Source organism: Arthrobacter sp. EpRS71 (assembly GCF_001512285.1).
Lineage (GTDB): Bacteria > Actinomycetota > Actinomycetes > Actinomycetales > Micrococcaceae > Arthrobacter.
This window is the reverse complement of sequence record NZ_LNUV01000006.1, coordinates 1,824,618-1,849,650: the sequence shown is the minus strand read 5'-3', so window position 1 is coordinate 1,849,650 and position 25,033 is coordinate 1,824,618. Positions and strand designations below refer to the sequence as shown.

The 25,033-nt window shown below is 62.2% G+C and carries 23 protein-coding genes; 9 read left to right on the top strand and 14 right to left on the bottom strand.

The features are described 5' to 3' along the window. Window positions 1-28: 28 nt before the first annotated feature. From AR689_RS18925 to AR689_RS18905, 5 genes are all read right to left on the bottom strand, one after another. A complete protein-coding gene (locus AR689_RS18925; protein ID WP_062072622.1) occupies window positions 29-1,756 on the bottom strand; it encodes an ABC transporter family substrate-binding protein in 1,728 nt (575 codons plus the stop codon). A gap of 79 nt (window positions 1,757-1,835) precedes the next feature. After that, window positions 1,836-4,001 carry a dipeptide ABC transporter ATP-binding protein gene (locus tag AR689_RS18920; RefSeq protein WP_062072620.1) on the bottom strand — a complete coding sequence of 722 codons (2,166 nt, stop codon included), beginning with the start codon at window positions 3,999-4,001 and terminating at the stop codon, window positions 1,836-1,838. Further along, window positions 3,998-4,957: an ABC transporter permease gene (locus AR689_RS18915; RefSeq protein WP_024818552.1), complete on the bottom strand. Its 960-nt coding sequence runs from the start codon at window positions 4,955-4,957 to the stop codon at window positions 3,998-4,000. The genes AR689_RS18920 and AR689_RS18915 overlap by 4 nt, the downstream gene beginning before the upstream one ends. Next, window positions 4,957-5,940, bottom strand: a complete 984-nt coding sequence (locus AR689_RS18910) for an ABC transporter permease (protein ID WP_062072618.1) — start codon at window positions 5,938-5,940, stop codon at window positions 4,957-4,959. Before AR689_RS18910 ends, AR689_RS18915 begins: the two co-directional genes overlap by 1 nt. 334 nt (window positions 5,941-6,274) lie before the next feature. Further along, complete coding sequence (locus AR689_RS18905) at window positions 6,275-6,880, bottom strand: TetR/AcrR family transcriptional regulator (RefSeq protein WP_197412924.1); 606 nt, start codon at window positions 6,878-6,880, stop codon at window positions 6,275-6,277. A gap of 124 nt (window positions 6,881-7,004) precedes the next feature. On the opposite strand from AR689_RS18905, the gene AR689_RS18900 reads away from it, so the two are divergent. Further along, window positions 7,005-7,574 (top strand): NAD(P)H-dependent oxidoreductase, encoded by a 570-nt coding sequence (locus tag AR689_RS18900; RefSeq protein WP_062072614.1) that lies wholly within the window; start codon window positions 7,005-7,007, stop codon window positions 7,572-7,574. A gap of 183 nt (window positions 7,575-7,757) precedes the next feature. Continuing rightward, a complete protein-coding gene (locus tag AR689_RS18895) occupies window positions 7,758-8,615 on the top strand; it encodes a GerMN domain-containing protein (RefSeq protein ID WP_231745595.1) in 858 nt (285 codons plus the stop codon). A gap of 108 nt (window positions 8,616-8,723) precedes the next feature. On the opposite strand, the gene AR689_RS18890 is transcribed toward AR689_RS18895, so the two are convergent. From AR689_RS18890 to AR689_RS18880, 3 genes are all read right to left on the bottom strand, one after another. Then, window positions 8,724-9,263 (bottom strand): hypothetical protein, encoded by a 540-nt coding sequence (locus AR689_RS18890; RefSeq protein ID WP_062072612.1) that lies wholly within the window; start codon window positions 9,261-9,263, stop codon window positions 8,724-8,726. Then, a complete protein-coding gene (locus AR689_RS18885; protein ID WP_062072610.1) occupies window positions 9,244-10,332 on the bottom strand; it encodes a hypothetical protein in 1,089 nt (362 codons plus the stop codon). Before AR689_RS18885 ends, AR689_RS18890 begins: the two co-directional genes overlap by 20 nt. Before the next feature lie 101 nt (window positions 10,333-10,433). Then, window positions 10,434-11,282 carry an isocitrate lyase/PEP mutase family protein gene (locus AR689_RS18880; protein WP_062072608.1) on the bottom strand — a complete coding sequence of 283 codons (849 nt, stop codon included), beginning with the start codon at window positions 11,280-11,282 and terminating at the stop codon, window positions 10,434-10,436. A 49-nt stretch (window positions 11,283-11,331) separates the two neighbouring features. Here AR689_RS18880 and AR689_RS18875 point away from each other — a divergent pair, with 49 nt between their 5' ends. The 3 genes from AR689_RS18875 (at window position 11,332) to AR689_RS18865 (ending at window position 13,609) form a co-directional block, all read left to right on the top strand. Next, on the top strand, window positions 11,332-12,699 hold the full coding sequence (locus tag AR689_RS18875) for an aminotransferase-like domain-containing protein (protein ID WP_231745594.1): 1,368 nt from the start codon (window positions 11,332-11,334) through the stop codon (window positions 12,697-12,699). Beyond that, window positions 12,696-13,124, top strand: a complete 429-nt coding sequence (locus AR689_RS18870; RefSeq protein ID WP_062072606.1) for a universal stress protein — start codon at window positions 12,696-12,698, stop codon at window positions 13,122-13,124. Before AR689_RS18875 ends, AR689_RS18870 begins: the two co-directional genes overlap by 4 nt. A gap of 173 nt (window positions 13,125-13,297) precedes the next feature. Next, window positions 13,298-13,609 (top strand): hypothetical protein, encoded by a 312-nt coding sequence (locus AR689_RS18865; RefSeq protein ID WP_062073891.1) that lies wholly within the window; start codon window positions 13,298-13,300, stop codon window positions 13,607-13,609. Between the two features lie 151 nt (window positions 13,610-13,760). Here the strand turns inward: AR689_RS18865 and AR689_RS18860 are convergent, their stop codons facing one another. The 5 genes from AR689_RS18860 to AR689_RS18840 form a co-directional block, all read right to left on the bottom strand. Next, window positions 13,761-14,357 (bottom strand): phosphatase PAP2 family protein, encoded by a 597-nt coding sequence (locus AR689_RS18860; RefSeq protein ID WP_062073890.1) that lies wholly within the window; start codon window positions 14,355-14,357, stop codon window positions 13,761-13,763. Between the two features lie 103 nt (window positions 14,358-14,460). Further along, window positions 14,461-16,032 (bottom strand): dihydrolipoamide acetyltransferase family protein, encoded by a 1,572-nt coding sequence (locus AR689_RS18855; RefSeq protein ID WP_062072604.1) that lies wholly within the window; start codon window positions 16,030-16,032, stop codon window positions 14,461-14,463. A 101-nt stretch (window positions 16,033-16,133) separates the two neighbouring features. Next, window positions 16,134-17,114 carry an alpha-ketoacid dehydrogenase subunit beta gene (locus AR689_RS18850; RefSeq protein WP_062072602.1) on the bottom strand — a complete coding sequence of 327 codons (981 nt, stop codon included), beginning with the start codon at window positions 17,112-17,114 and terminating at the stop codon, window positions 16,134-16,136. Next, window positions 17,114-18,307, bottom strand: coding sequence for a pyruvate dehydrogenase (acetyl-transferring) E1 component subunit alpha (gene pdhA, locus AR689_RS18845; RefSeq protein WP_062072600.1), 1,194 nt, complete (start codon window positions 18,305-18,307; stop codon window positions 17,114-17,116). Before pdhA ends, AR689_RS18850 begins: the two co-directional genes overlap by 1 nt. A gap of 151 nt (window positions 18,308-18,458) precedes the next feature. Next, window positions 18,459-19,577 carry a histidinol-phosphate transaminase gene (locus AR689_RS18840; RefSeq protein ID WP_197412923.1) on the bottom strand — a complete coding sequence of 373 codons (1,119 nt, stop codon included), beginning with the start codon at window positions 19,575-19,577 and terminating at the stop codon, window positions 18,459-18,461. 72 nt (window positions 19,578-19,649) lie between these two features. Between AR689_RS18840 and AR689_RS18835 the strand changes: the two genes are divergently transcribed. Continuing rightward, a complete protein-coding gene (locus tag AR689_RS18835) occupies window positions 19,650-20,078 on the top strand; it encodes a phage holin family protein (RefSeq protein ID WP_062072596.1) in 429 nt (142 codons plus the stop codon). Between the two features lie 3 nt (window positions 20,079-20,081). Here AR689_RS18835 and AR689_RS18830 read toward each other — a convergent pair whose 3' ends face one another. Next, entirely contained in the window at window positions 20,082-21,332 is a 1,251-nt protein-coding gene (locus tag AR689_RS18830) for an alpha/beta hydrolase family protein (protein ID WP_231745593.1), read from the bottom strand. A gap of 576 nt (window positions 21,333-21,908) precedes the next feature. On the opposite strand from AR689_RS18830, the gene purB reads away from it, so the two are divergent. The 3 genes from purB (at window position 21,909) to AR689_RS18810 (ending at window position 25,022) form a co-directional block, all read left to right on the top strand. After that, window positions 21,909-23,315: an adenylosuccinate lyase gene (gene purB, locus AR689_RS18820; protein WP_062072592.1), complete on the top strand. Its 1,407-nt coding sequence runs from the start codon at window positions 21,909-21,911 to the stop codon at window positions 23,313-23,315. A 295-nt stretch (window positions 23,316-23,610) separates the two neighbouring features. Then, entirely contained in the window at window positions 23,611-24,267 is a 657-nt protein-coding gene (locus AR689_RS18815) for a histidine phosphatase family protein (RefSeq protein WP_062072590.1), read from the top strand. A 251-nt stretch (window positions 24,268-24,518) separates the two neighbouring features. Then, window positions 24,519-25,022 carry a GNAT family N-acetyltransferase gene (locus tag AR689_RS18810; protein WP_024818574.1) on the top strand — a complete coding sequence of 168 codons (504 nt, stop codon included), beginning with the start codon at window positions 24,519-24,521 and terminating at the stop codon, window positions 25,020-25,022. The last annotated feature ends 11 nt before the right edge of the window (window positions 25,023-25,033 follow it).

Sequence of the window (25,033 nt, the reverse complement as noted above, 5' to 3'; positions counted from 1 at the left end):
CTACGCTTGGGAAACTACTGCATGGGGGCTACTTCTTGGCGCCCTTTTCCCAGCCGATGGTGGTCCAGTCCGGAACGTTGGAGAGGCTCTGGAACAGGGACGGGCCGTAGTTGGCAAGACCTGTCCGCACGAACTGGATCTCCGGGCCGTTCATGACGACGCCCATGGAGAAGTATTTTTCCATGTGCTTCTTCTCGACGTCCATGGCTGCCTTGTTGCGCTCGGCGTCATCGGCGATGGTGGAAAGACGCTTGATTTCGGCGTCAAGCTCAGCGTCGCCGAGGCCGTTTTCGTTGGTCTCGGAATCGTAGTACTGCTTCACGGCGTCGGTAGCGTCCGGGCCCACGGTGTAACCGGAGATGGTCACATCGAACTCACGGGAGCCAACAACCTTGCCGAAGTCAGCGTCACCGCGCTGGTCGATGGAAACGTCCATGCCGGCAGCCTGGAGCTGCTTCTGCAGGGTCTGCGACGTTGCAGCGGTGGTGGGATCGTCACCGAAGTTGGTGATCTTGAAGGAGACGGGGACGCCATCCTTCGCCATGATGCCCTTGTCGTTGGCCGTGTAGCCGGCGTCCGTCAGGACCTTCTTGGCAGCCTCGGCGCCGGTGTCCTTTACGGGGTAGTTGTCCTGGTAGTACTCAGAGAACGGCATGAGCATCATGGAGCCGGAGCTCTCTTCGGACCAGTTCAGGCCGTTGAAACGGACGTCGCGGATGGCCTTGCGGTCGACGGCGGTGAAGATCGCCTTGCGCACGGCGACATCGGTGAGGGCAGGGCGCTTGGCGTTGAGGTTCAAGCCGCCTGCGAACAGACGCTGGCCACGGCGGATCTCGGAGTTGGTGGTTCCTTCGAGCTGCTTGTAGCGGCCAAGCGTACGGCCGTTAGCGGCGTCGATCTCACCGTTCTTGAACGCGGCGATGGTTGCACTCGGCTCCATCTGGCGCCAGATGACCTTTTCGAGGACCGGCTTCTGGCCCCACCATTTCTCGTTGGGAACCATGGTGACCGTCTTGGCGGTGGTGTCGTAGTTCTCCACCTTGAACGGCCCTGCCATCCACTCAGGATGCATGTTGCCCGTGAAGCCCGTGTTGAAGGTCTCGGCAGAGTTGTTGGCCGGGTGGATCAATCCAAAGAAGAGCGAGTCCAACGGGTAGACCGGTTGGGTGGTGGTGACTATGACTTCCTTGTCATTGGCGCCTGCCTCCACGGAATCCACATAGGCATAGTTGCCGGCCGTGACAATGTCGATGGCCTTGTCTTCACCCTTCAACATGTTCCAGGTGTTTTGGAACGTCTTCACGTCGATGGGCGTGCCATCATTCCAGGTGGCTTTGTCGTTGACTTTGATAGTGATGGTCTGCTTGCCATCCTTGACTTCACTCTTGACCTCTTCGCAGAAGTCCTTGTTGGGCTCGGCCTTGCCGCTAAAGTCCAACTTCCAGCAGCCTCCGATGCCGCCGCTGCTGATGGCGGCCGTGTTGACCGGTGTCAGCAGGGCGGAGGTATCAGCACTGTTACCCACATTGGAGAACCCATTGAAATCCGGACCAATGCTACCCACACCCAGCGTGAGCGTGCCGCCCTGCTCCAGGTCCTTTGCTTCCTTGGCGTTGACGCTGATCAGCTTGCTGATATCGCCGCCGCTCTCTTCGGCCTTCTGAGAGGCCGGACCCGACGGCGTCCCCCCGCCGCAAGCGGTCAGCATGAGCGTTGCTACGAGCGCTACGCCACCGATCGTCGTGTACTTTTTCATGGTTTGCCCTTCATGTTTACGACTGGAAATTCATTTGCGAGTTGAGACCAGAGATTCATTTCAAAAGCGTCATATGTCGTCAGGCATGCACCACCAGCATGTCGGAATCTATTTCTCCGTCGGGGAAGAAGCAGGCGAAGTCCTGTGTGCCTTCCTTCTCCGAAGCCAATGGCGGCTCCAGAGTAAGGCACTTCTCCTGCTTCGCGGCAGGTAGTGCGGCAAACACGGGACAACGGGTGGCAAAGTTGCATCCCTTGGGGGCATCAAGCGGGCTGGGCAGGTCGCCCTGCAGGATGATGCGTTCGCGGGTGCGTTCCAGGGCGGGGTCCGGCACCGGGATCGCGGACAGCAGGGCCCGCGTGTAGGGGTGGCGGGGGTGGTCGAAGACGTCGTCCACGTCTCCGGTTTCCACGATCTTGCCGAGGTACATTACGGCCACACGGTCAGAGATGTGCCGCACGACGGAGAGGTCATGGGCCACCATGAGGTAGCTCAGGCCCAGTTCGGCACGGAGCTTGTCCAGCAGGTTGATGACGCCGGCCTGCACGGATACGTCCAGCGCAGAGACCGGTTCGTCCAGCACCACGAGCTTCGGGTTGACCGCGAGCGCCCGGGCGATGCCGATGCGCTGGCGCTGGCCTCCGGAGAACTGGTTGGGGAAGCGGTTGACGTGGTCAGGTTGCAGGCCTACCAGCTTCATGAGTTCCATGATGCGTTTCTTGATGGCAGCTTTGGGCATGCCCAGGTTTTCCAGCGGTTCGGCCAGGACTTCGTACACGGTGAAACGCGGGTCCAGGGCGCCCGTGGGGTCCTGGAAGACCATCTGCATTTCCTTGCGCATGGCCATCTTGGTCTTGTGATCGGTGGCCACCTTGTTGCTGACGCCGCCGATGACCACTTCGCCCACCTGGTCCGGGTGAAATTCCATGATTTCCAGGAGTGTGGTGGTCTTGCCGCAGCCTGACTCGCCCACAATGGAAACGCACTCGCCTTCGCGGATGTCGAAGCTCAGTCCATCCACGGCCTTGACGGTGCCGATCCTTCGCTTGATCAAGGCACCCTTGAGCAGCGGGAAGTGCTTCTTCACGTCCTTGAGTTCCAGGACCTTTGCGCGCTCGGCGCGGGCGACGCCGTCGAACTTTGACACCGGCTTGGGCGGTGCTTGGAAAATCTTGTGGGCGTCAGCGTCGCCGCTGAGCTGGTCTGCCTTAATGCAGGCCGCCTTGTGACCCAACGTCTGACCCTCAACACCGGGCACCGGGAACAGCTCTGGTTCACCGTGCAAGCAGGCATCGCTCACCATCGGGCAACGTGCGGCGAAGGAACATCCAGTGACGGGCAACGCCAGGTTGGGCGGGGTCCCTTCGATGGGCACCAGCGACTGCTTGCCCGAGGTATCCACACGCGGTACGGCCCCGAGGAGGCCCAAGGTGTATGGCATCCGCGGGTTGTAGTAGATGTCCTCCACCGTGCCGGTTTCCACGGGCTTGCCCGCGTACATGACCATGATGTCGTCAGCCATGCCTGCCACGACGCCGAGGTCGTGCGTGATCATGACGACGGCGGCGCCGGTCTCCTCTTGCGCGGTGTGCAGGACTTCCAGCACCTGCGCCTGGATGGTGACGTCCAACGCCGTCGTGGGTTCATCAGCGATGAGTACGCGCGGATCGTTGGCGATGGCAATGGCAATCATGACGCGCTGGCGCATGCCGCCGGAAAATTCGTGCGGGAAGGCTTTCAGCCGGTCCTTGGGGCTCGGGATGCCCACCATCCGCAAGAGGTCGACGGCGCGGGCTTCTTTGGCCTGTTTGCTCATGGTGGGGTTGTGAACCGTGAGCGCCTCGATGATCTGGTGGCCCACCGTGTAGACGGGGGTCAGCGAGGAGAGCGGATCTTGGAACACCATGGCGATGTCGCTGCCGCGGTGCTTGCACATGGCTTTGTCGCTGAGGCCCAGGAGTTCCTTGCCCTTGAAGCGCACGGAACCGGTGATGTCCGCGGTTTCGGGCAGGAGCCCCATGACGGCCATGGACGTGACGGACTTACCGGAACCGGATTCGCCCACGATGCCCAGGGTTTTGCCGGGCATGAGGTCGAAATCCACTCCGCGTACGGCATGGACCACGCCGTTCTCGGAATTGAAGCGGACGTTGAGGTCGCGGACGCTCAGGACGGCGTCGCCGGGGGCGTAGAGCCCGGCGTCGCGGAGACGCTCTGCGGGTGTCTGGGAAGTGTTGGTGCTCATTTGGCAGCCTTTGCGGTCTTGGTCTTGGCCCGTCCGATGGAGCTGGAGCTGGGGTCGAAGGCGTCACGGAGGCCGTCATTCATCATGGCCAGTGACCCCGTCAGCAGGAACATGACAGTCAGCGGCACCCAGAACATCCAAGGGAAGGACGACACCTGGCCGGTGGCCTGGCCGATCAGCACACCAAGGCTGACGTCAGGAAGCTTGATGCCGATCCCAATGAAGGAGAACGCGACCTCGGCGAGGATTGCGCCGGTGATGCCACGCGTGAAGTCGAGCACCAGCAGCGAGCCGATATTCGGCACCAAGTGGCGCCACACGATGCGACGGGAAGGAACGCCCATGTACTTGGCGGCTTTGACGTAATCGCGCTGCATGAGGGACATGGACAGCGAGCGCACCAGACGGGCAGTTCCCATCCAGCTGAAGAACAGCAGGACCACTACAAGCAGGAGCCAGCTGGGGAGGTCCTTCAGACCACCGCTGCCGCTGGTTGCCACGGCCACCACCAGAATGGCGGGCATCATGATGAGCGCTTCAAGGATGAACAGCATGGTGGCGTCCACCTTGCCCCCGAAGAATGCCATGGTGCAGCCATACACCGCGGAGATCAGCACCGAAACGCCGCCCACAATGAGGCCGATGAGAATGGAGGTCCGGGTGCCGTCCACAATGAGCGCCATGAGGTCGATGCCGGCCTGCGTGGTCCCCAGCAGGTGGTCCGGCGAGGGTGGCATGCCGATGTTCAACGGATCAAGGGTGTCTTTGTCCCACGACGTCAGGAACCCGCCAAAGATCGAAAAGAGGAACAAGGCGAGGAAAATAAACAGGCCGGCGACGGCGGTCCGGTTACGCATGAAGCGACGGAAGATGATGCGGGATTTGCCGATGACGACGTCCTGGTCGCCCACCCGGGCTTCGTCGATTTCCGCAATGGGATCAATGATGTTGGTCATTACTGGACCCTCACTCGTGGATCGACCAGCGTGGTGGCGAAGTCGGCAAGGATGGCGCCGATCGCGAAGATCACTGAACCATAAGCCAGCGTGGCAGTGGCGACGTTGACGTCCTGCAGGCTGATGGCCTGGATGCTCCAGAGACCAATGCCCGGCCAGGCGAAGATCGCCTCGGCGAAGAACCCGCCCGTGAAGATCGCCGGGATGGTGAACGCAATGCTCTGGGCCACCGGGATGAAGGACACCCGCAGGGCGTGCTTCCTGATGGCCTGGTTCCGGGTAAGCCCCTTGGCCCGGGCGGTGCGGACGAAGTCAGCATTCACGTTGTCCAGGAGGTACTGCCGCTGGGCGATCTGGTAACCGGCCCAACCGAAGATGGTCATCGCGAAGGTGGGCACGGCGTAGTGGGCCACAAGGTCGACGAAAGCCGGCCAGCCTGGCTCAATTCCCGGCGTCGAAATTCCCGTCACGAAGAAGATTCGCTGCCCGACGGCCTCGTTGATGCCGATGGCCCCGAGCTGCACCAGGAAGTAGGCGATGGGGGCGGGCAGGATGTGGACCAGGTAGCTGTAGGACGTGATGACGCGGTCCTGGACTTTGTACTGGCGGGCTGCGGAGTAGACGCCGAGGGCCACGCCGATGACCAGGGTGAGGATGATCGAGGCGATGAACAGCCGGGTGGAAACCATCACACGGTCAGCGAATTCGGCGTTGACGAAGGCGCCGTTCGGGCTGCGGCCCCAGTCCCAGCGGGTGACGATGCCGCCGAGCCATTGAACGTAACGTTCCCAGGGGTTCAACTCCGGGTCAAGGCCCAGTCCTCGGAAAGACGCGGCTACCTGTTCGGGGGTGGGCCGTGGGATTTTTTCCTGCTCGAGAACTGCGGGTTTCAGCGACGAGACTGCCAGGAAGTAGCCTGCGCTGGTGGTCAGGAAGATCATGATCAGGTAAATGCCTGACCGCTTCATCAGATATTTCAGCATGTCGGGCGGCTGCCCCGGATCGTGGCAAAACTCAAAGCTCGTCCTTCCGCGGTTCCCGGCTGTGGCCGGCGTCAGCTACGAATTGGCGCAGCGGGTTGTTGGCTCCCCCGGCACCCCTTCAGTGATCACCAGCCCTGTATGGCATGCGTCACATTCAAGAGGAAACTACCACAATAACTGCTTCACGTTTTGCTTCACGGCGTCCAGTTTCGCTCCTGCAGCCAGATTGTTATGTGCAGGTTGCGTCATGTTTACGACGACGGCGGTACTAACGCGCTCACAGCGCAGCGCGCGGGTGGGCAACCACAGGCCGGGTCGGCGGGCGGGACGCGGGCTAAGCCGGATCCACAAGCCGCGTGATCAGCTCGCGCCAGGAATCCGCGAGCCGGGTAGGAGAAATACCGCGGACACGCACGTCGTCAACTATTCGCTCAGGGTCCAGTGCGTACGTCAGGGACATCGCCATCACCCAAGGATCCGCGATTCCCGCCTCCCGCAGCAGGACCTCCATATGTCGATGCGACAGTTTGGTTGCGGGAACATCGAACCTGTTGCGCGTAGCGGCCCCGGCAGCTTTCAACAGTTCGCCATTTTCCAGGACGAAGTAGATGCGCCCCTCACCGAAGGCCACCAAGCGATCCCTTGGTGCGGCGCCCGGACCAAGGGGCGGGCGCCCGAACATGAAACCGGCCTGGAATTCGGACTCCGAGTCGCTCAGCAGCGTCATCATCAGCCCGGCTCGGCTCCCGAACCGCCGGAACACCGTCCCCTTGCCAACCTTGGCCTTGCAGGCGAGCGCATCCATGGTCAGTGCTTCCGCACCGAACTCGGCCACCAGATCCCGGGCAGCGTTGAGGAGGCGCTCACGATTTCTCGCTGCGTCGCTGCGCTCATGGGGCGCACCCAGGGGCACGTCCGGTCGAAGGGGGATCGAGCTCACAGAAATATTCTAGACCCCGGGAATAGAAAGCGGACCATAGTCCGTTTAGTATCGATGAAGGCCACAAAGCCCACACAACGCAGGCCGGATCCGCAAGGCACCCGGCCAGACACAAGGAGACAGCATGTCCAAGAGCACAGTTCTTACCCTCGTCGGCAGCCTGCGCGCCGATTCCCACAACAGGAAGCTCGCCGAAGCCATCCAGCTGAACGCACCGGAGAACGTTGACGTGCAGATCCACGGCTCGCTGGGCACCATCCCCTTCTACAACGAAGACATCGACGTCGAAGGCCAGGTCCCCGCCGAAGCCGCCGCCCTCCGCGCTGCAGCAGCCGACGCCGACACCATCCTGCTCGTCACCCCCGAGCACAACGGCACCATGCCCGCATCCTTGAAGAACGCCATTGACTGGCTGTCCCGCCCGTTCGGCGCCGGCGCCCTCTCCGGCAAGCCGACCGCCGTCGTCGGAACCGCTTTTGGCCAGTTCGGTGGCGTGTGGGCCCAGGATGAGGCCCGTAAGGCCGCCGGTATTGCCGGCGCCAAGGTCCTCGAAGACGTCAAGCTGGCCGTCCCGGGTTCCATGATCCGCTTCGCTGAACTGCACCCGAAAGACGACGCCGAGGTTGTTGAGCAGATCAAGGGCATCTTCGAGCCGCTGACTGCCGTTCAGGATGACGAAGAAGCCGCAGCCTAAGCTTTCCCGCTTTTGATGCCCCCGTTCCGCGTTCCGCGGGGCGGGGGCATTCGCGTGCCCGATGTCTTTCTTGGCAGGCGCGGCTCTATTGGTGGCGTGGCCGGGCGTGATCAACTCTTGTCCGAACCGTCACCGTAACGGCATGTTGTGTTCGGCCGTCCCGTCCTACCGTTGGAAGTACAGGTGGACGGACAGGAGCGCGGGGCTGTCATGCATGCCGGACCGGGACCAAAAAGTACGACGACGATCGCCGCTGCCTGCCTCGTCTTCGGTCTGTGGGTGGCAGGCTGCACAACCGCCCCTTCCGGAACAGCAGGTCCGGACAGCGCGACTCCCCTGCCGACGGTTTCCGTGGACACCGGGGCACCATCACCCAGCGCCGCGCCCACGACTACCGCGACCCCTGCTCCTTCGACTCCTCCCGCTTCAAACATTGGCCTTCCCTCCGTTGCCGTGCCCGCCGCGCCGCCCTCGCCCTCGCCCTCGCCCTCGCCCTCAGCACCAAGTAACGCGCCTTCGAACGCTCCGTCTCAGGCGTCACCGACCCAGCCGGCCACCGCCGTCGAGCCTTCACCCCGCCCGGGCACCAGCGCCCCTGAACCAACAGCCACCCCCACCCTCATCCCCGTGGATGTGGCGAACACCGGACCAGCGGTCTACTACGTGGCAATCGACGACGGCGGCGCGCGCGGCGTGCGCTTCGGCTGCAACGACAGCCTGGTACCGGTCAGGGGAGTTGCCGTCCCCGGCGATCCGTTGTCCGTGGCGCTCGGCCGGCTGCTGGGCGCCGGGATGCCGGTGGACAGCGATGCAGCCCTCTATGACGCACTGGCCGATTCGTCGCTGCGCTATCTCTCCGGCTACATGAGCGGGGCAACAGTGGTGGTGAACCTCAGCGGATCACTGCGGCCCGGGGGCGTGTGCGACATCCCGCGGATCCAGGCGCAACTGACGCAGACCATCGTGCAGGCCAGTGGCGCGTCGCGTGCCGAGATCTACGTAAACGGCCAGACATTGACCGAGGCTCTGAGCTTGCGTTGATGGCGGGCGGTGGCCCCGCAAACCCGTCGTAAAGCCGCTGTTCCGTGGTCGCCCGGCAACGGAACAGCGAGCTGGCAACGGAATAGCAGACTGGCGGGGCTTGGAGCCTCACGCCGTGGCGATCGCCAACACCCTTCGGAGAGCCCACGCCACCCGCAACAAGGCCAAAACGGAAGCGAAGGCCAGCACGAAGACCAACACTTGAGGGATCCACAGGCCCGAGCCGGAGTCTCCTTCCAGAACCACCGTCACCAAGGCAGCGACCACCAACAAGCCCAGCCCCGGGATGGCAAACAGGAACACCTCGCCGATCTGGCGCCTGTGTGCCGCGGACAGCTTCTCCAAAGGAAGTTCCCGCTGACCGGGTGCGGCTTTCTTACCCAGCACATTGATCAGCATGGACACACTGGTGAGGGTCAGCCCTGCGGTGGCCCCGGCAAGGGTGGCCAGCGTCTGGAACAAGGTTCGCCGAGCCCCCGGATCCACGGCCTCCAGCATCAGCGGTTGACGTGCCAGCAGCGCGACTCCCAGCCAGATCAGCACGGCAAGCGCAGCCCACCCGAAGTCGGCGCTGGGATGCAACAGAAACCATCGCCACAGGGTCCTGCGGCGGCCGGTCCGCTGGATGTCAACCTCGTACAAGCTCATGACCTGCACCGCCTTGGTTCTCCCCGGCTGATTGATTGGCTTTATCGGCTGCTTTGCCTGCCTTTCTCACCTGATCGGCCGCTTCAGGTCCCTCCGGGGCCGCGAGAGCCGCCCGAACAGCGGCCATTCCCCCGGCAACCATGTCCGGAACCAGGGCCGAATCCGCCGAGCCCTTGACGTCCGGCAGGGTCCTGGCGAAAAAGGCCTCGTTGTCCCGGGCCTGCTTGTTGAGGATGGACACTGCTTCAGCAGTGGATTTTTGGGGGTCGTTGAAGACGTCCGGGTCCACGTCAATGTGCGAGATGAACCGCTCCTTGAGAAGGTCCACCACTTCACGGTCGCCCGTCAGGGAGTCCTTACCTTCAGCCACCACGTAGTCGAAATGTTCCACGGATCCGGCTCTGCGGAAAAGATCGATCAACTGTTGAATACGGTCCCGAATCCGCTGTTTGTCCTCGGCTTTGCCGGATCTGCCCACGCTCAAGGAGATCCGGAACGTACCCTCACTCATGAGGCGTGAGGCGCTGTCCAGGACGTCAGCCCATTCGCCCTCCATGAGCTTCCCGGACAGTCGTTCGGCAGGAAGGGCGAACTCGAACCGGCTCACCTCCAGGCGTGTCAGGATTTCCTCGACATCCTCGCGGACAACCGGCACCAAGACTGGCTCGAGCCCCAACATTCCCTCAAGGTACTCGCCCATCCTGGACGCCCGGGGTCCGTTGCCACTGGTCAGCACCGCGATGACATTGCGCTTCAGAAAGGCAAAGTAGCTTGTCTCCAACAGGTGGTCACCGGGCGCCAACGGAAGGGGCTTGCGCCGGCCAAGGGCGTCTCCGACGCTTGGCAGGTTGGTATCCCGCACCCGGTCCAAAAGCAGCACGGGATGCGGCGATGACGCCACGGCCTGAGCGAGCAATACCGTACCGTCAGCACTGGTGAAGTGCCTGTCCGTCCCGGCGTCCTGGGCCTTCTTCAGCACCTCGGCCACACGGCGCGCTGGAAATGGGCGGTTGAGCCCGTCACCATTCAACTGCTCGATCCGCCAGAACTGCACACTGCGCCGTGCCATGGATTCTCCCCTCGTCTTCCGTGACCCACGCTATGGGCGAGGTCCGACATTAAAGCCGGGCGCCGCCGTCGTGCGTCAACCCGCTCGCGGACAGCGCCAGGTCACAGGCTGTATTTAGGTCCCGGCGCGAACAACGAATCCATCTCATCGTGGCTGCGAGTGCCTGCGAGCCCGGCCCAATTGCCGTCACCGAGGATTTCCTTCGCCACGCGGGCCACCTTTGCATAGGCTGCTTTGGCCGTATTGCCGCCGATGCTGACGCGTCGCACACCGGCGTCGTGCAGTTCCAGGGGCGAGGGCGCGCCGACCCCCGCCAAGGCGTTGAGCGGGGCGGGAATCCTCTTGGACAGCTCGTGCAGGACATGCAGGTCCACAACGCCGGGCACAAAGACTCCGTCCGCGCCTGCCGTGAGGTAAGCCTCGGCGCGCCGCAAGGTCTCATCAAACGAGGTCTCCGGAAACTGACCGGACAAGTAGGTGTCAGTGCGGGCGTTGATGAACAGCGGTATGCCGCGCTCATCGGCAGCGGCGCGGATCAAGGCGATTCGTCGCGACTGTTCCCTCAGCTCCGTGAGCGGCTCCGTTCCGGAGTCCTCAATGTTGATTCCCACAGCTCCCTCGTCCAGGACCGCATGGACCGTCGCACGCAGTTCCTCGTCAGTGCGCCCGTAACCGGTCTCGATGTCAGCCGTCACCGGCAGCCGGGTGGCCCCTGCGATGCGACCCAGTGCAGCCATCGCCAAGCCCCATGGCACGTGGTCGCCATCCCTGAATCCCAAGCTCCAGGAAACGGCCGAGCTTGAGGTGGCGATGGCCGTGGCACCTGCCTCCTCCACAACCCGGGCGGAGGCTGCGTCCCACACGTTCACCAGAACCAAGGGGGTGGGCCCGGCGTCGTGGAGTTGATGGAAGTGTTCGGCCTTGGTCACGGATCCCCGGTGCGCTGTCATAGCTACATTCCAGCCCTTCCCGATCCCGGCGTAAAGGATAGACCCGGAAATGAACCGATTCGAAAACAACTGTTGCCTCTTTAGCAACATCGAGGAGTATCCTGTCACTGTGACCCACGAAACATTGGATGCCGGCGCAACGCTGCCCGCTGAAGCCATCGACGCCATTGAGCGGGCCGCCACGGCCGCTCACCCGCACGAGGAACTGCTCTCCGCGCGGGCCGCCAACATCAAACAGTCCGCTGTCCGGGATGTCTTCGACATCTCCATGCAGCCAGGCCTTGTCTCCCTCGCCGGCGGCAACCCCTACCTGCAGTCACTGCCACTGGAAAAACTCGGACAGACCGCCGCCCGCATCATCGCAGAGGAGGGCATGACCGCCCTGCAATACGGCGGCGGGCAGGGCACGGAGGAACTCCGGACCCAGATCTGCGCGATCATGGCCGCCGAAGGAATCCATGATGCCCTCCCCGAAAATGTTGTTATTACCGCGGGATCACAGTCGGCTCAGGATGTTGCCACCAAGGTCTTCTGCAACCCAGGTGACGTTGTCCTGGTGGAGAACCCCACCTACGTGGGCGCCCTGAACACGTTCGAGGCCTACCAGGTCCAAGTGGAACCGATTGACATGGACGACGACGGCCTGGTACCGGAGCTGCTCGAGTCCAGGATTGCGGCACTCCAGTCCGAGGGCAAGAACATCAAGTTCCTCTACACCATCCCCAACTTCAACAACCCGTCCGGCATCACCCTTGCCGAAGAACGCAGGCAGCGCATCGTCGATATATGCCGCACTGCGAATATCATTGTCCTCGAGGACAACCCCTACGGACTACTCCGCTTCGACGGCCACCCGATCACGCCCATGCGGGCCGCCAACCCGGATGATGTCATTTACTTGGGATCGTTTTCCAAGATCTTCGCTCCCGGACTCCGGATCGGCTGGGCCCTGGTTCCCGCACATTTGCAGCGTCGCTTCTACCTGGCCTCTGAGGCTGTGACCCTCTGCCCGCCGCCGCTGAATCAAATGCTCGTCTCTGCATATCTCCGTGACTATGACTGGCAAGGTCAGATCGACACCTACCGGGCCCTGTATGCGGAACGCTGCCAAGCACTGCTTTCCGCGCTGGACAAATTCATGCCTGCCGGACTCACTTGGACACGCCCGGATGGCGGCTTCTTCGTATGGGTCACCCTTCCCGAGGGCGTGGACACGTATCCACTGCTCGGGAAGGCGATCGACGCAGGGGTGGTCTTCATCCCCGGCGCAGCCTTCTCGCCGGCCGACGGACCTTCCAACAAGCTCCGCCTCGCATTCAGCGCCGTGCCGCCGGATACGATAGCCGAAGGCGTCCGCCGATTGGCCCCTGTTCTGGCGGAAGCCATCGAAGCCACCAATGAAGGAGCACCACAATGACCGGAGTTGTGATCGTCGGAGTAGACGGCAGCGAGACGGCGATGAGGGCAGCGAAGGCCGCCCAGCAGTTGGCGATCGGACTTGGCGCCAACCTCCGCGTGGTGAGCGCCTTCGACAGCAACCGGACAGAGGTTGTAGAGATCGGCACCGACAAGTGGATCGTCTCCGATGCCGCTGAAGCTGAAGCGGTGGCCCGCGCCGTGGCAGAGAAGCTCACGGACGACCGCCTTGAGGTGACCTACTCGGCCGCCCGCGGCAAGCCGGGTGAAGCTCTGGTCAAGGAAGCTGAAGTCCAGGACGCCCGCCTCATTGTGGTGGGCAACCGGCGCATGCAGGGCTTGGGCCGCGTGCTGGGCAGTGTGGCCAACACAGTTGCCCATACTGCGCCTTGCGACGTCTACATTGCCAAGACCGACCAGCCGTAAAGCGAGCTGAATCACGCCGCCGGGTGGGGAGTCTCACCCGGCATGTGGCGTCTTTTGGGCAGGATCCCCGAAGTCATCGTTATAAAATCGAGATGCCCCCAATGGCGCGTGCCACCTCCACTAACTGACTTCAGGGGATCATTTTCTTGCTTACTTTGCAGCCGCGCCAGCGCGTGGGTCACGACATTTTGCTTGCCCGCCACGGCAATCACATCAGCACCATGCGCTATGACCGGAGCAACGATCGCATCATCGCCATGCTCGACGACGGCTCCTGGGACAGCGCCCCGAACATGATCTCCCCCAGCCTTGAGATGCCCGAAACAATCGGCAGCGTCTTCCGTAAGGACTGGCGCTTCCTGTCCGTTGCGTGCGTGGCAATGCTTACCGTGGCCGCCGTCGCCATGGGCATCAGCGTTGAGATGGCAAACCACATGTCGACGACGGAGCTTCAGGCGCTGCTGGTCAATTACCCGGCGTTCTAGCGCCTGGCAGGTACGTGGACCAGGCCAACGAAGTCCACCGGGCTATGCAGGCATAACCCAGCCCCGGCACGAGCAAACCGCGTAGGGTCCCCGTTCAGCCCCGCTGCCGAGGCGGCTGAGCCGTGGCCCTCCAGGCCTGATCGGAGGGCAGTTAGAGCATCCACTCCCGCAACAGCCACCACAGTCCGGCAATCACAACGCCTCCGAACAACGAGCCTGCAATGACCTGGGCAAGGGTGTGGGCCCGCAGAACCAGCCTGGACCAGCCAACAGCCGGCACAAGAAGCAGCAGCGGGAGCCATGCCGGCCCGAACATGAGAATGGCAATCACCACTGCAGCCGAAAGCGCCGAGGCATGCCCACTCATTTTCCAGAAGGCGCTGACAACCGCCAGTACCCCGATCCCGCCTATGAGGGCGATGATCATCACCGTGACACCCACAGGACCACTGAGCGAGTGCAGCACCAGCAAACCAACCAGCACTGACGCCAGCGTCATTAAAAGCAGCGCAGGGCGCTGACGGCGGTCACTGACATGGTGGTCAGTGATCCTGCCCAGCTTCACCATCACCAGGACATACGCCAGCGGGAGTACGCAGACGAACATCGCCGCGAGCAGCCCGAACCACAGGGTTCCCGGGAACCCGGGTTCCGTCGCAGGGCTGATCAGCAGAAGGACCAGCACAACAACGGGTGGCTGGAACACTTCCGTCAGCACGCGGGCAAGTTTGCGCCACGGCCCTGTCAGCAGCTGAGGGGGCAGGTGGCCTGTCTCCCCTGCAGCCGTCCCGCCGATCGTTGACGTCCCGCTGCCGGTTGGCCCGCTGTCTGAGCCGGACAGGGCTTTCTCGTCAGTCAAGCAGGAGCGCCGGTTCTTCGAGAATGGAGGCCACGTCCGCCATGAAGCGCGCGGACAGATCACCGTCCACGACGCGGTGGTCGAAGGAACCGCCAAGGGTGGTGATCCAGCGCGGGATGACCTCGCCGTCCAAGACCCAAGGCTTCTGCTTGATGGTTCCGAACGCAATGATGGCTACTTCGCCCGGGTTGATAATGGGCGTTCCCGTATCAATACCGAGAGCGCCGATGTTGGTGACAGTCAGGCTTCCACCCTGCATCTCAGCCGGCTGCGTCTTCCCTGCCCTGGCCTTGGTTGCCAGCTCATTGAGGGCCAAAGCCAATTCCTTGAGGGACAAATCCTGGGCATCTTTGATGTTGGGCACCATCAAACCGCGCGGAGTTGCGGCGGCAATGCCCAAGTTCATGTAGTGCTTCACCTGGATCTCCGCGCCACCCTTGCCGTCCGCGTTTTCCACCCAGCTCGCGTTGACGCTGGGGTTGCGTGCCGCAGCCCAAATCACTGCTTTGGCAAGGATGAGCAGCGGCGAAACCTTAATGCCTTCGAAGTCGCGTGAGACCTTCAGCCGCTTGACGAACTCCATGGTCCTGCTGGCATCCACATCCACGAAAATGCTGACGTGGGGAGCCGAGAAAGCTGAATCCACCATGGCCTTGGCGGTGGCCTTGCGCACTCCCTTGACCGGCAGCCGCTCCACGCGCTGATCCTGCGGCTTCTTGGACGCACCCCAGAAGCTGTCCGCCTGGTCATGCTCGGCATCCCGCTGAGCCTGGTAGCTCACCAGGTCCTCGCGGGTCACTTCACCGCGTTGGCCGGTAGCCACCACGTCAGCGAGGTCGATTCCCAGATCGCGGGCGAATTTGCGCACAGGAGGCTTTGCCAGGACCTTGTTGACCAAGCCACTGATGGTTCCGCTGATAGCGGCCCCGCGGGAGGCAGCGGCCTGTGGTGCATCGGCCGTGATGGGTTGCGGTTGAGCGGCAGGAGCTCGGGTGAGGGGCGCCTGGGTGACGGTCGCGACGCCGGCCGGGGCCGCCGTCGTGCGGTGTGCGGCACGAGTTTCGGCTGCCTTGGCTTCCAGTACTGCTTGGTGGTCCTGGACCGTACCTTCAGCATTCTCGGCGATCGTAACTGCCTCAACCACCGACCCGGCCGGACGTTTCCGTGCACGGCGCTTGACGGCGTCGGCTTTGGGTCCGGAACCGACCAACGGTCCGCCGGCCGGACGGTTGTCGTCGCCATCGTCGTCGGCCGGCAGCTTTCCGTAGAGAGGCATCTCGACGGCGGGTGCCTCCGGGGCAACCGGCGCCGCAACCCCATCCTGTCCTTCCGAAACAGCGATGATCGCCGTGCCGACCTCCACCGTAATGCCTTCCTCGACCAGCAGCTCAGTGACAGTGCCTGCGAAAGGCGAAGGGAGCTCAACGAGGGACTTGGCGGTCTCGATCTCGCACAGGACATCGTTGATGGCAACGACATCTCCCGGCTTGACTTTCCAAGCCACTACCTCGGCCTCGGTCAGGCCTTCGCCAACGTCCGGCAAGTTGAATTTCTTTACAGTCACAGTGGTCCTCGATTTCCGGTTACCCGGCAGCGAAGCCGGGCTGGATCAGGGGCGGTTAGTAGGACGGCGGCGAACAAGCGGTCCTGGTGGAACCGGCAGTTCTAGTAGGACAAGGAACGGTCGAGCGCCTCAAGGATCTTGTCGATGTCCGGCAAGTAGTCCTCTTCCACCTTGGCCACGGGGTAGGGCATGTGGAAGCCGCCAACTCGAATGACAGGAGCCTCCAAATGCAGGAAGGCCCGTTCGCTGATGCGGGCAGCGATCTCGCCGCCGATGCCACCGAAAGTAGGGGCCTCGTGGGCCACGATCAAGCGGCCTGTCTTCTTGACCGATGCTTCCACGGTGTCGAAGTCCAATGGTGAGATGGAACGGAGATCGATGACTTCAATGCTCCGTCCGTCCTCCGTGGCAGCGTTTGCGGCCGCCAGTGCCACCGGCACCAGCGGGCCATAGGCCACGATGGTTGCATCCGTGCCTTCGCGGACTACGTGCGCTTTGAAGGGATCCTCGGAAAGACCGGCGTTCTCTACGTCCACCTCCCCCTTGAGCCAGTAACGGCGCTTGGGTTCGAAGAAGATGACAGGGTCCTGGCACTCGATGGCTTTCTGGATCATCCAGTAGGCGTCATGGGCGTTGGACGGCGAAATGATGCGCAGACCCGCAGTGTGGGCGAACAGCGCTTCCGGTGACTCGGAGTGATGCTCGATCGAGCCGATGCCGCCGCCGTACGGAATGCGGATGACCACTGGAACGGTCAACTTGCCCAGGCTGCGGGAGTGGATCTTGGCCAGTTGGGTGGTGATCTGGTTGAAGGCCGGGTAAACGAAGCCGTCGAATTGGATCTCGCACACTGGCGAGTAGCCGCGCAGCGCCAAGCCAATGGCGGTGCCGACGATGCCCGATTCAGCCAACGGGGTGTCCACCACGCGTTCGTCGCCGAACTCTTTGATCAAGCCATCGGTGACACGGTAGACACCGCCCAGGTGACCGATGTCCTCGCCCATCAGCAAGGACTTGGGGTTGTTCGTCAGCGATGCCCGGAGACCTTCATTGATGGCCTTCGCAATGGTCATTGTTGCCATCAGTTAGCTGCCTCCTGGTCGCTCTCAAAGCCGGCCGAGTATTCCTCGAACCACGCAAGTTCTTCCGCAATCAGCGGGTGTTGTTCGGCGTACACGCTGGCGAATGCATCGCGGATGTCCGGGACCTCGAGGCCATGTGTTGTGCTGCGCACGTACTTGGCGAGTTCATCGCCGTCGGCCTTTACCTGGTCGAAGAACGCTTCGTCCGCCAGGCCTTCGGTGCGCAGGTACTTCTCCAAGCGGTCCAGCGGATCCTTCTCGCGCCAGGCAGCTTCTTCCGCCGATTCCCGGTACTTCGTGGGGTCATCGGCAGTGGTGTGTGCACCTACCCGGTAGGTGTAGGCCTCAATGAGCACAGGGCCCCGGCCCTCGCGGGCGTGTTCGAGTGCCCACTCTGTCACGGCATGGACAGCGATTGCATCGTTGCCGTCCACCCGGATACCCGGGAAGCCGTAGCCCTTGGCGCGGTTGGCCAGCGGAACCTTGGTCTGGACCTCGGTGGGCACCGAAATGGCCCAGTGATTGTTCTGGCAGAAGAACACCACAGGAGCGTTGTACGACGCAGCGAAGACCATGGACTCATGGACGTCACCTTCGGAGCTTGCGCCATCACCGAAGTACGCAATAACCGCGGCCTTGGGGTCTGTGGAGTCCGCGGCGGCGGCGAGTTTCTGGTCCCTCTGGATACCCATGGCATAGCCAACAGCGTGGAGAGTCTGGGCTGCGAGCACCAAGGTGTAAAGGTGGAAGTTGTTCTCCCGTGGGTCCCAGCCACCGTTGGAGACACCTCGGAACTGCTTGAGCAGTTCGGCAAGGTCAACGTTGCGGACCAGTGCGACGCCATGTTCGCGGTAGGTAGGAAAAATGTAGTCCTGCGGCTGGCTGGCGTGCGCCGAACCGATCTGCGCGGCCTCTTGCCCGGTCAGCGGCACCCACAAAGCGAGCTCACCTTGACGTTGGAGTGCCGTGGCTTCCTGGTCAAAGCGCCGGATCCTCGCCATGTCTGTGTAAAAGACACGGAGCTTCTCGGGATCAATCCGCTTGGCGTAGTCCGAGAAGACAGGATCGGAACCCAACGTCCCGTCAGGTCCGAGCAACTGCACCATTTCCACTGGTTCGCCTGGCGCGGCTGCTGCCGCGGTTGTTGCCGCGAGAGTTTCTTCCGTCCCGGGGGGCAGTTGTGTCGAGCCCATTCCGTCTCCTTGCTTGCCGTGGCGGGGGGCCGGGCAATGTCTGTCGCTGGGATATATGCCCATTCCGGAATGCATTCCGGAATGGGCATATATTTTGGCTTTCGTCCCTTACTTTATCGGCAGTAAGTAGCGTTGGCGCATTTGTTAACCGCTAGGAACCTTGCGGAGCCTTTGTATAACCTGCACAGAGATCCAGGAAACGGGTGTTGGCTTCCACCTCACCAATGCTGACGCGTACACCCTCGTTGCCGAAGGCACGGACAGACAGGGCCTGCTCGGCCGCCAAGGCAGCAAACTCCGCGCTATGCTCCCCAAGATTCAACCAAACGAAGTTGCCCTGAGCCTCAGGAACGAACCAACCGAGTTCCCGCAGGCCGGCCGTCACGCGATCCCGTTCATCCACCAGGCTTTGTACCCTTTCCACAACCTGATCGAAATTCTCGATGGATGTAATGGCAGCTCGCTCCGCAATTTGGGAAACGGCGAAGGGAGTGGCCGTCACCCGGAGGTGCTGGGTAAGTAAAGGGCCGGAGACACTGTAGCCAACACGCAGGCCAGCCAGGCCGTGCGCTTTGGAGAAGGTCCTCAGGACCACCACATTGGGGTAATTGCGGTAGAGCTTGATGCCGTCCACAGCATCCGTATCCCGCACGAATTCCTGGTACGCCTCATCGATGACCACCACCACGTTGGGCGGCACCGCTTGGATGAAGCGTTCCGTTTCCTCGGCCGAGAGGATCGGTCCGGTGGGGTTGTTCGGTGTGCACAAGAGGATCACTTTGGTACGAACGGTCACCGCAGCAGCCATGGTTTCGAGGTCGTGGCGCCCGTCCGGCAACAGGGGGATTTGCACACTGGCTGCCCCTGCGAGGCCTACGCAGATGGGGTACGCCTCGAAGGAGCGCCAGGCGTAAATCACCTCGTCCTGCTTACCGTCGTCATTCTGCCCGGCGAAGGTGGCCAGGATCTGGTTCAGCGCCCCCAGGCTGCCAGCACCGGTGACAACATCGTCAGCCGGAACATCCAGGAAGCCAGCCAAAGCGTTACGCAGCTTGGTGGCCAGTGGATCCGGGTAGCGGTTGATGTCGGACTGGTCCGCAATTGCCTGCAACACTGCAGGAATAGGAGGCAGGGGGTTTTCGTTGGACGACAATTTGTAGCTGGTGAGGCCCTCAATCGCAGCGGGGGGTTTACCGGCCGCATATTTGGGGAGCCTGTCCACGACCGGACGAGGGAGTACGCCCTCCGGTACGTTGTCAGTAGTAGTCATGACTTCAAGCCTACTTGCCCATCCATGGCTGACACCGAGCCCATTAACAGGCGTGTATGAAAGCATGGGCCCATGGGTTCCTTCATCATTCGCGTCCTGATCAACGGGCTTGCCCTGTGGGTTGCAACCTGGCTCCTGCAAGGCATGGATATCTCAACCAGCGCCACCGAGTCTGCCGCCGCCAACGCCGGACTCACCCAGGGCGCAGACACCGCCGGCATTATTCTGGCGTATCTGTTCATCGGCCTGATCTTCGGAGTGGTCAATGCCTTCGTCCGTCCTCTGGTGAGGCTGTTGTCCCTTCCGGTGACCATCCTGACGCTTGGCCTCTTCACCATAGTGATCAACGCAGCCATGCTGTACCTGACGGCGTGGCTGAGCACCTTCACACCGGTGCACCTCACTATTGACTCCTTCTTCTGGACAGCGATCCTGGCGTCCATCATCATCAGCATCATTTCCATGGTGGCGGGCCTCCTTCCGGGCGCCAAGAAGCGGTAGCAGTCACCTTGCTCCGGCCGACGACCTGGACTCCGGAAGGTTTGGAAGCCGGAGCGATCCCCTTTGGTCCGGCATGGGATCACGCTTCAGTTTGAACCTGGTTACTTTGGCCGCGCCACCAGCACCTACTATTCCCGCAAATACCGTTGTGGATGCAGCCAGGGAGGGATCGTGGCTCCCAACCACCAGCTCGGCTCCTCTGGCATAGTTCTCCTGACCGTGTCCTGGCCCGATACCGGGGTCTTCCCCTTCTGGAGACTTGACGTCATCGGTCAGCGTGACTGTCACCCTGTCTTTTGTATCCGGGTTCATCCGGCCGTCCGTTCCCGGGACCCAGTCCTGTACGTGTTCCAGATGGAGCGAGCTGATGCCAGGCTCAGGAGCGATGTCCCCAACAGGGGCTCCCGCTGTGAGCACATACTTGAGGTTGAATTCACTGAGAAACGCTTTGTTCCGGCTCAGATTCATGGCGTGAATGCCACCTTGGCTGTGTCCGACAGCCACCACTTGGTCACCCGCTTCGGCGCCCGCCTCACGAAGTGCTTGGCCAACGGCCGGCACAACTTCTTCGGAGTCGTAGCCCACAGCCTCGCCAATTCCTTGGATGTTGAATGGATTGGTACTGGTTGAGTCGGGCTGAGTTCCGGGAATGAGCACCATCCATGAAGCGGAGCCGTTGCTTTCAAAGCCAATGACCTCAATCTCACCGTCGTTGAGGGCGTGAAGTCTCTCAAGACGACGGAGACTTTCCGCCATGGTCGGCTGTAAATCCTCGGCGCTTTCACCCAGCTTTTCGATGCTCACCGGCCGCGGCTGGTAGGCGGCCAGTAGTGGCGAATCAAGAAGGTGGTGCACCACGTCTCCCACTTCAAAGCCGTCAGGGAACCTGCGGTTGTAGTTCTCCTCCGTAAGGTCCCGCCCCAGCGCGAAAATGCCGCCTGCGCCGGAGAGCTTATATTGATCGAGGTCCAACTCGTGCGGCTTGGCATTCCTGGCCTCCGCTTCCACATAGTCCCGGTGGCTGGCTCGCACGGCCCCGGCGATCTCTACCAAATCCTGCCTGACTTTTCCCACTTCTTTGGCGCTCTCGGCCACAGCGTTGAGGGCGTCGCAGCCAGTTTTGTAGGAGTCGTAGAGAAAGGGTTCCAGGCGGTCTTGAACCTGACGGGCTTCGTTTTCAATGGCCACGAGTTGCTGAACCAATTCATCCAGTGTTCCCGCTCCCCTGAGGAGTTCCTCAAGCTGAAACGACATTCCTCCCACTCCTCCCCTGATACTGAGGATTCCGTCACTGGCGGGTTGGGATGGCTGTGGTGCTGCGCCGGCCCCAACGGGAGCTGAATCTGCCATCAGGGACCCCGTTCGCTGGAGACTGAGACGCTTTGGGAGTGACGAAGGACCAGGGCCACGGCGGCCTCCACCGACTCGCGTGCCCGCATCAGCGCTGATGCTTGCAGGGCAACGGTGGTCCTGTAAGCCCTCCCCGCGGGAGAAAGCCAATCTTCCACTTGCACTCTCCGAAGGGACGAAAGAACCGTGTCCACGTGGTCCACGCACGATTGCATTCGCCATGCCAGCCTCTGGACTTCGTGGCTTCGGGAAGCACACTCCAGAGGATCAAAAGTGGGCGGGTTGGGTGCAGGCATCAAGCCGACGCTCATTGTCTGTGTACTCCATTGATTGTTCTGCTGATGAATAGGCTCGACACTACGGAGCCAGCCGAACCCGACGGAAGTGGCGCCGTCGGCTATGTGGATAACCCGATCGTCCGTCCACATAGCCTTGTCATCGACTCCATGACCCCGCACGGAACATGAAAGAATAGGCCTCATGGCTGAATCCCTCCGCGTGTCCCTCGCTTCCGAACCCCTCGCCCTTGGCGCCCTTGACGGCCGCTACCGTGCCGCCGTCGCGCCCCTCGTGGACTACCTGTCCGAGGCGGCGCTTAACCGCGATCGCGTTCACGTGGAAGTTGAGTGGCTCATCCACCTGACCAGCCAGTCAGTTTTGCCGGGTGCGGGCCCGCTGTCCGACGAACAGGTGGCCAGGCTGCGCGCCATCGTTACCGAGTTCGATGCTGCGTCCGTTAATGAACTCGCCGAAATCGAAGCCGTCACCGTCCACGACGTTAAAGCTGTTGAGTACTACATCGGACGCCGACTGCCTGCCATCGGCATTGAGAACCTCACGGCTCTGGTCCACTTCGGTTGCACGTCCGAGGACATCAACAACCTCTCCTACGCTGTGGGTATCAAGGGCGCTGTGGAAGATGTGTGGCTGCCCAACGCCACCGCCCTCGTGAAGCAGATCGAAGCCATGGCCGAAGCAAACCGCTCCGTGCCCATGCTGTCCCGTACGCACGGCCAGCCCGCCACGCCCACCACGCTGGGTAAGGAATTGGCTGTCATTGCCCACCGCTTGAACCGTCAGTTGGCGCGCATCGCCAAAACTGAATACCTCGGCAAGATCAACGGCGCCACCGGAACGTACGCAGCCCACGTGGCTTCAGTCCCGAGTGCTGACTGGGAAGCCGTTGCCAAGACCTTCGTGGAAGGCCTGGGTCTCACGTGGAACCCGCTCACCACGCAGATCGAGAGCCACGACTGGCAGGCTGAGCTGTACGCGGATATTGCACGCTTCAACCGCATCCTGCACAACGTCTGCACGGACATCTGGAGCTACATCTCCATCGGCTACTTCCGCCAGATTCCGGTTGCGGGGGCCACGGGTTCCTCCACCATGCCGCACAAGGTCAACCCGATCCGCTTCGAGAACGCCGAAGCCAACCTGGAGATCTCCAACGGCCTCCTGGACACCCTGGGCGCCACGCTGGTCACCTCCCGTTGGCAGCGCGACCTCACGGACTCCTCCTCCCAGCGAAACATCGGCGTTGCCTTCGGCCACTCGCTGCTCGCCATCTCCAACGTAGCCAAGGGTTTGAAGGCCCTCGACGTCGCAGAGGAAGTCCTCGCGGGCGACCTCAACACCAACTGGGAAGTCCTTGGTGAAGCCATCCAGATGGTCATGCGTGCCGAGGCAATTGCCGGCGTCGAGGGCATGGAAAACCCCTACGAGCGCCTCAAGGACCTCACCCGCGGCCAGCGCGTTGACGGCGCCCGTATGCAGGAATTCGTCCAGGGTCTGGGCCTCTCCGCAGACGCCGAAGCCCGCCTGCTCGCCCTGACCCCGGGCAAGTACACGGGCATCGCGGACAAACTGGTGGACCACCTGCAGTAAGGAATACGTCTTGTAGTACAGATCGCTCGACGACGGCGGACCAGGGCTGGGTGCCCCGGTCCGCCGTCGGCGTTTAATGCGGCGTGAACGTTGAGTCGGTTGGGGCAAGAGCGCTCCTTCCCAGTTGCATTGCTTGGCATCCCGTCCGAGGACCCGAAACACGGCGTGTCGGGCTGTCCCTGGACTGCGACGACTGATTGGCTGGAACAAACCGGGCAGGAGCGCTGGAAATCTGGGGTACGAGCGTGGCCTGCCCAGCCCCCGGATCATTCACGACGTAAGGAGAGGAGCATCCATGAAGCTCCTTTTGATCAGGCATGGACAAACACCAGGCAACGTCGCTGGTCAGTTGGACACCGCGTTTCCGGGCCCGGGGCTAACTGGGCTCGGGGAGCGCCAAGCGTCCGCCCTGCCCAGGGCTTTGGCCACTGAAGGGATTCAAAGCCTCTACACCTCAACCTTGCTGCGTACCCAACGGACTGTTGCACCTTTGGCACGGGCCACAGGATTGGAACCGACAATCCTGGACGGCGTCCATGAGATCGAGGCCGGGGCCTTGGAGAAGAAAACTGACCACGAATCGCATCGTCGATACATGGGCACGGTCTTCGCCTGGACGGATGGCGACTTGGATCTTCGCATGCCGGGAGCATTCAGTGGGCACGAATTCTTCGAGAGGTTCGATGCCTCCGTCCAGCAAGTGGCGGCGGCGGGGCATGAAACAGCTGCAATCGTCAGCCACGGTGCTGCCATCCGTTGCTGGGCGGGGCGGAGGGCAACGGACATCGACGCCGTGTTCGCAGAAACGCATGCACTCCCCAATACAGGCATTGTTGCGTTGGAAGGGGACCCCGAGTCCGGTTGGCGGGTTCTGCATTGGGATCAAATCCCGAGTGGGGGCATGGCGCTGGACGACCAAACAGCGGAAGACCCCACGGGCGAGTCCCTTTAGGCCCTCGCATCGCCAGTTCCGTCCCTTCATCTGCCTCCGTGTTTGGCGCACCACCTGCCCGCGTGTAGGAGGCTTTGCAGGGCCCGCTTTGCGCCCCAAACCCGCCCACAACAACGCAAAGCAGGCCCCACAACGTGGAAAAGCCCTGCAATTCTCCCGACGCTTACGCGCAGGAAACACCGCGGTAACCGCAGCTCCCTAGGCTTAGTAGGCATAGACACCTCCCCGAAACCCGGCGAAAAGAGGCAATGATGCAGACCAACCCACGGCTCAACATCCGGCAGGTAACTTGGGCGAACCCCGTGGGCGCAGACCTCCGCGCCGCACAACAGGCAGAGCTTGATGCGAGGTTCGGAACCACGGACCACGAACCTGGACCCCCGCCAACGGAAGCGGACACGGCAGTTTTTGTGGTGGCCTACGAGAAGTGCTCCGGCCAACCCTTGGGATGCGGCGGATTGCGGATGCTGGATGAAAACACCGCGGAGATCAAGAGGCTCTACGTGGTCCCTTATGCCAGGGGCTCCGGAGTGGCAAGCTCCATTCTCGCCGCGCTCGAGGCGCAGGCTCACTCCCACGGGTTCACGGTGATCGCAGCTGAGGCAGGATCAGCCCAATCGGACGGCAGAAGTTTCTACGAGAGCGCAGGCTTTGCCGCCGTGCCGAACTTCGGCCCTTACGTCGGTGCCAGCGGATCGTATTGCTATTCGAAGCGGATCGACTCCCACAGCGCCTCCCACACGGCGATGGCCTAGCGGAGCTTAGG

What these genes read in the sequence shown, in the direction of transcription:
- purB (WP_062072592.1), top strand. Translation starts at nt 21,909, where the DNA reads ATGGCTGAATCCCTCCGCGTGTCCCTCGCTTCCGAACCCCTCGCCCTT.
- AR689_RS18925 (WP_062072622.1), bottom strand. Translation starts at nt 1,756, where the DNA reads ATGAAAAAGTACACGACGATCGGTGGCGTAGCGCTCGTAGCAACGCTC.
- AR689_RS18835 (WP_062072596.1), top strand. Translation starts at nt 19,650, where the DNA reads ATGGGTTCCTTCATCATTCGCGTCCTGATCAACGGGCTTGCCCTGTGG.
- pdhA (WP_062072600.1), bottom strand. Translation starts at nt 18,307, where the DNA reads ATGGGCTCGACACAACTGCCCCCCGGGACGGAAGAAACTCTCGCGGCA.
- AR689_RS18850 (WP_062072602.1), bottom strand. Translation starts at nt 17,114, where the DNA reads ATGGCAACAATGACCATTGCGAAGGCCATCAATGAAGGTCTCCGGGCA.
- AR689_RS18880 (WP_062072608.1), bottom strand. Translation starts at nt 11,282, where the DNA reads ATGACAGCGCACCGGGGATCCGTGACCAAGGCCGAACACTTCCATCAA.
- AR689_RS18815 (WP_062072590.1), top strand. Translation starts at nt 23,611, where the DNA reads ATGAAGCTCCTTTTGATCAGGCATGGACAAACACCAGGCAACGTCGCT.
- AR689_RS18810 (WP_024818574.1), top strand. Translation starts at nt 24,519, where the DNA reads ATGCAGACCAACCCACGGCTCAACATCCGGCAGGTAACTTGGGCGAAC.
- AR689_RS18915 (WP_024818552.1), bottom strand. Translation starts at nt 4,957, where the DNA reads ATGACCAACATCATTGATCCCATTGCGGAAATCGACGAAGCCCGGGTG.
- AR689_RS18840 (WP_197412923.1), bottom strand. Translation starts at nt 19,577, where the DNA reads ATGACTACTACTGACAACGTACCGGAGGGCGTACTCCCTCGTCCGGTC.
- AR689_RS18910 (WP_062072618.1), bottom strand. Translation starts at nt 5,940, where the DNA reads ATGCTGAAATATCTGATGAAGCGGTCAGGCATTTACCTGATCATGATC.
- AR689_RS18875 (WP_231745594.1), top strand. Translation starts at nt 11,332, where the DNA reads ATGAACCGATTCGAAAACAACTGTTGCCTCTTTAGCAACATCGAGGAG.
- AR689_RS18900 (WP_062072614.1), top strand. Translation starts at nt 7,005, where the DNA reads ATGTCCAAGAGCACAGTTCTTACCCTCGTCGGCAGCCTGCGCGCCGAT.
- AR689_RS18870 (WP_062072606.1), top strand. Translation starts at nt 12,696, where the DNA reads ATGACCGGAGTTGTGATCGTCGGAGTAGACGGCAGCGAGACGGCGATG.
- AR689_RS18830 (WP_231745593.1), bottom strand. Translation starts at nt 21,332, where the DNA reads ATGTCGTTTCAGCTTGAGGAACTCCTCAGGGGAGCGGGAACACTGGAT.
- AR689_RS18920 (WP_062072620.1), bottom strand. Translation starts at nt 4,001, where the DNA reads ATGAGCACCAACACTTCCCAGACACCCGCAGAGCGTCTCCGCGACGCC.
- AR689_RS18885 (WP_062072610.1), bottom strand. Translation starts at nt 10,332, where the DNA reads ATGGCACGGCGCAGTGTGCAGTTCTGGCGGATCGAGCAGTTGAATGGT.
- AR689_RS18890 (WP_062072612.1), bottom strand. Translation starts at nt 9,263, where the DNA reads ATGAGCTTGTACGAGGTTGACATCCAGCGGACCGGCCGCCGCAGGACC.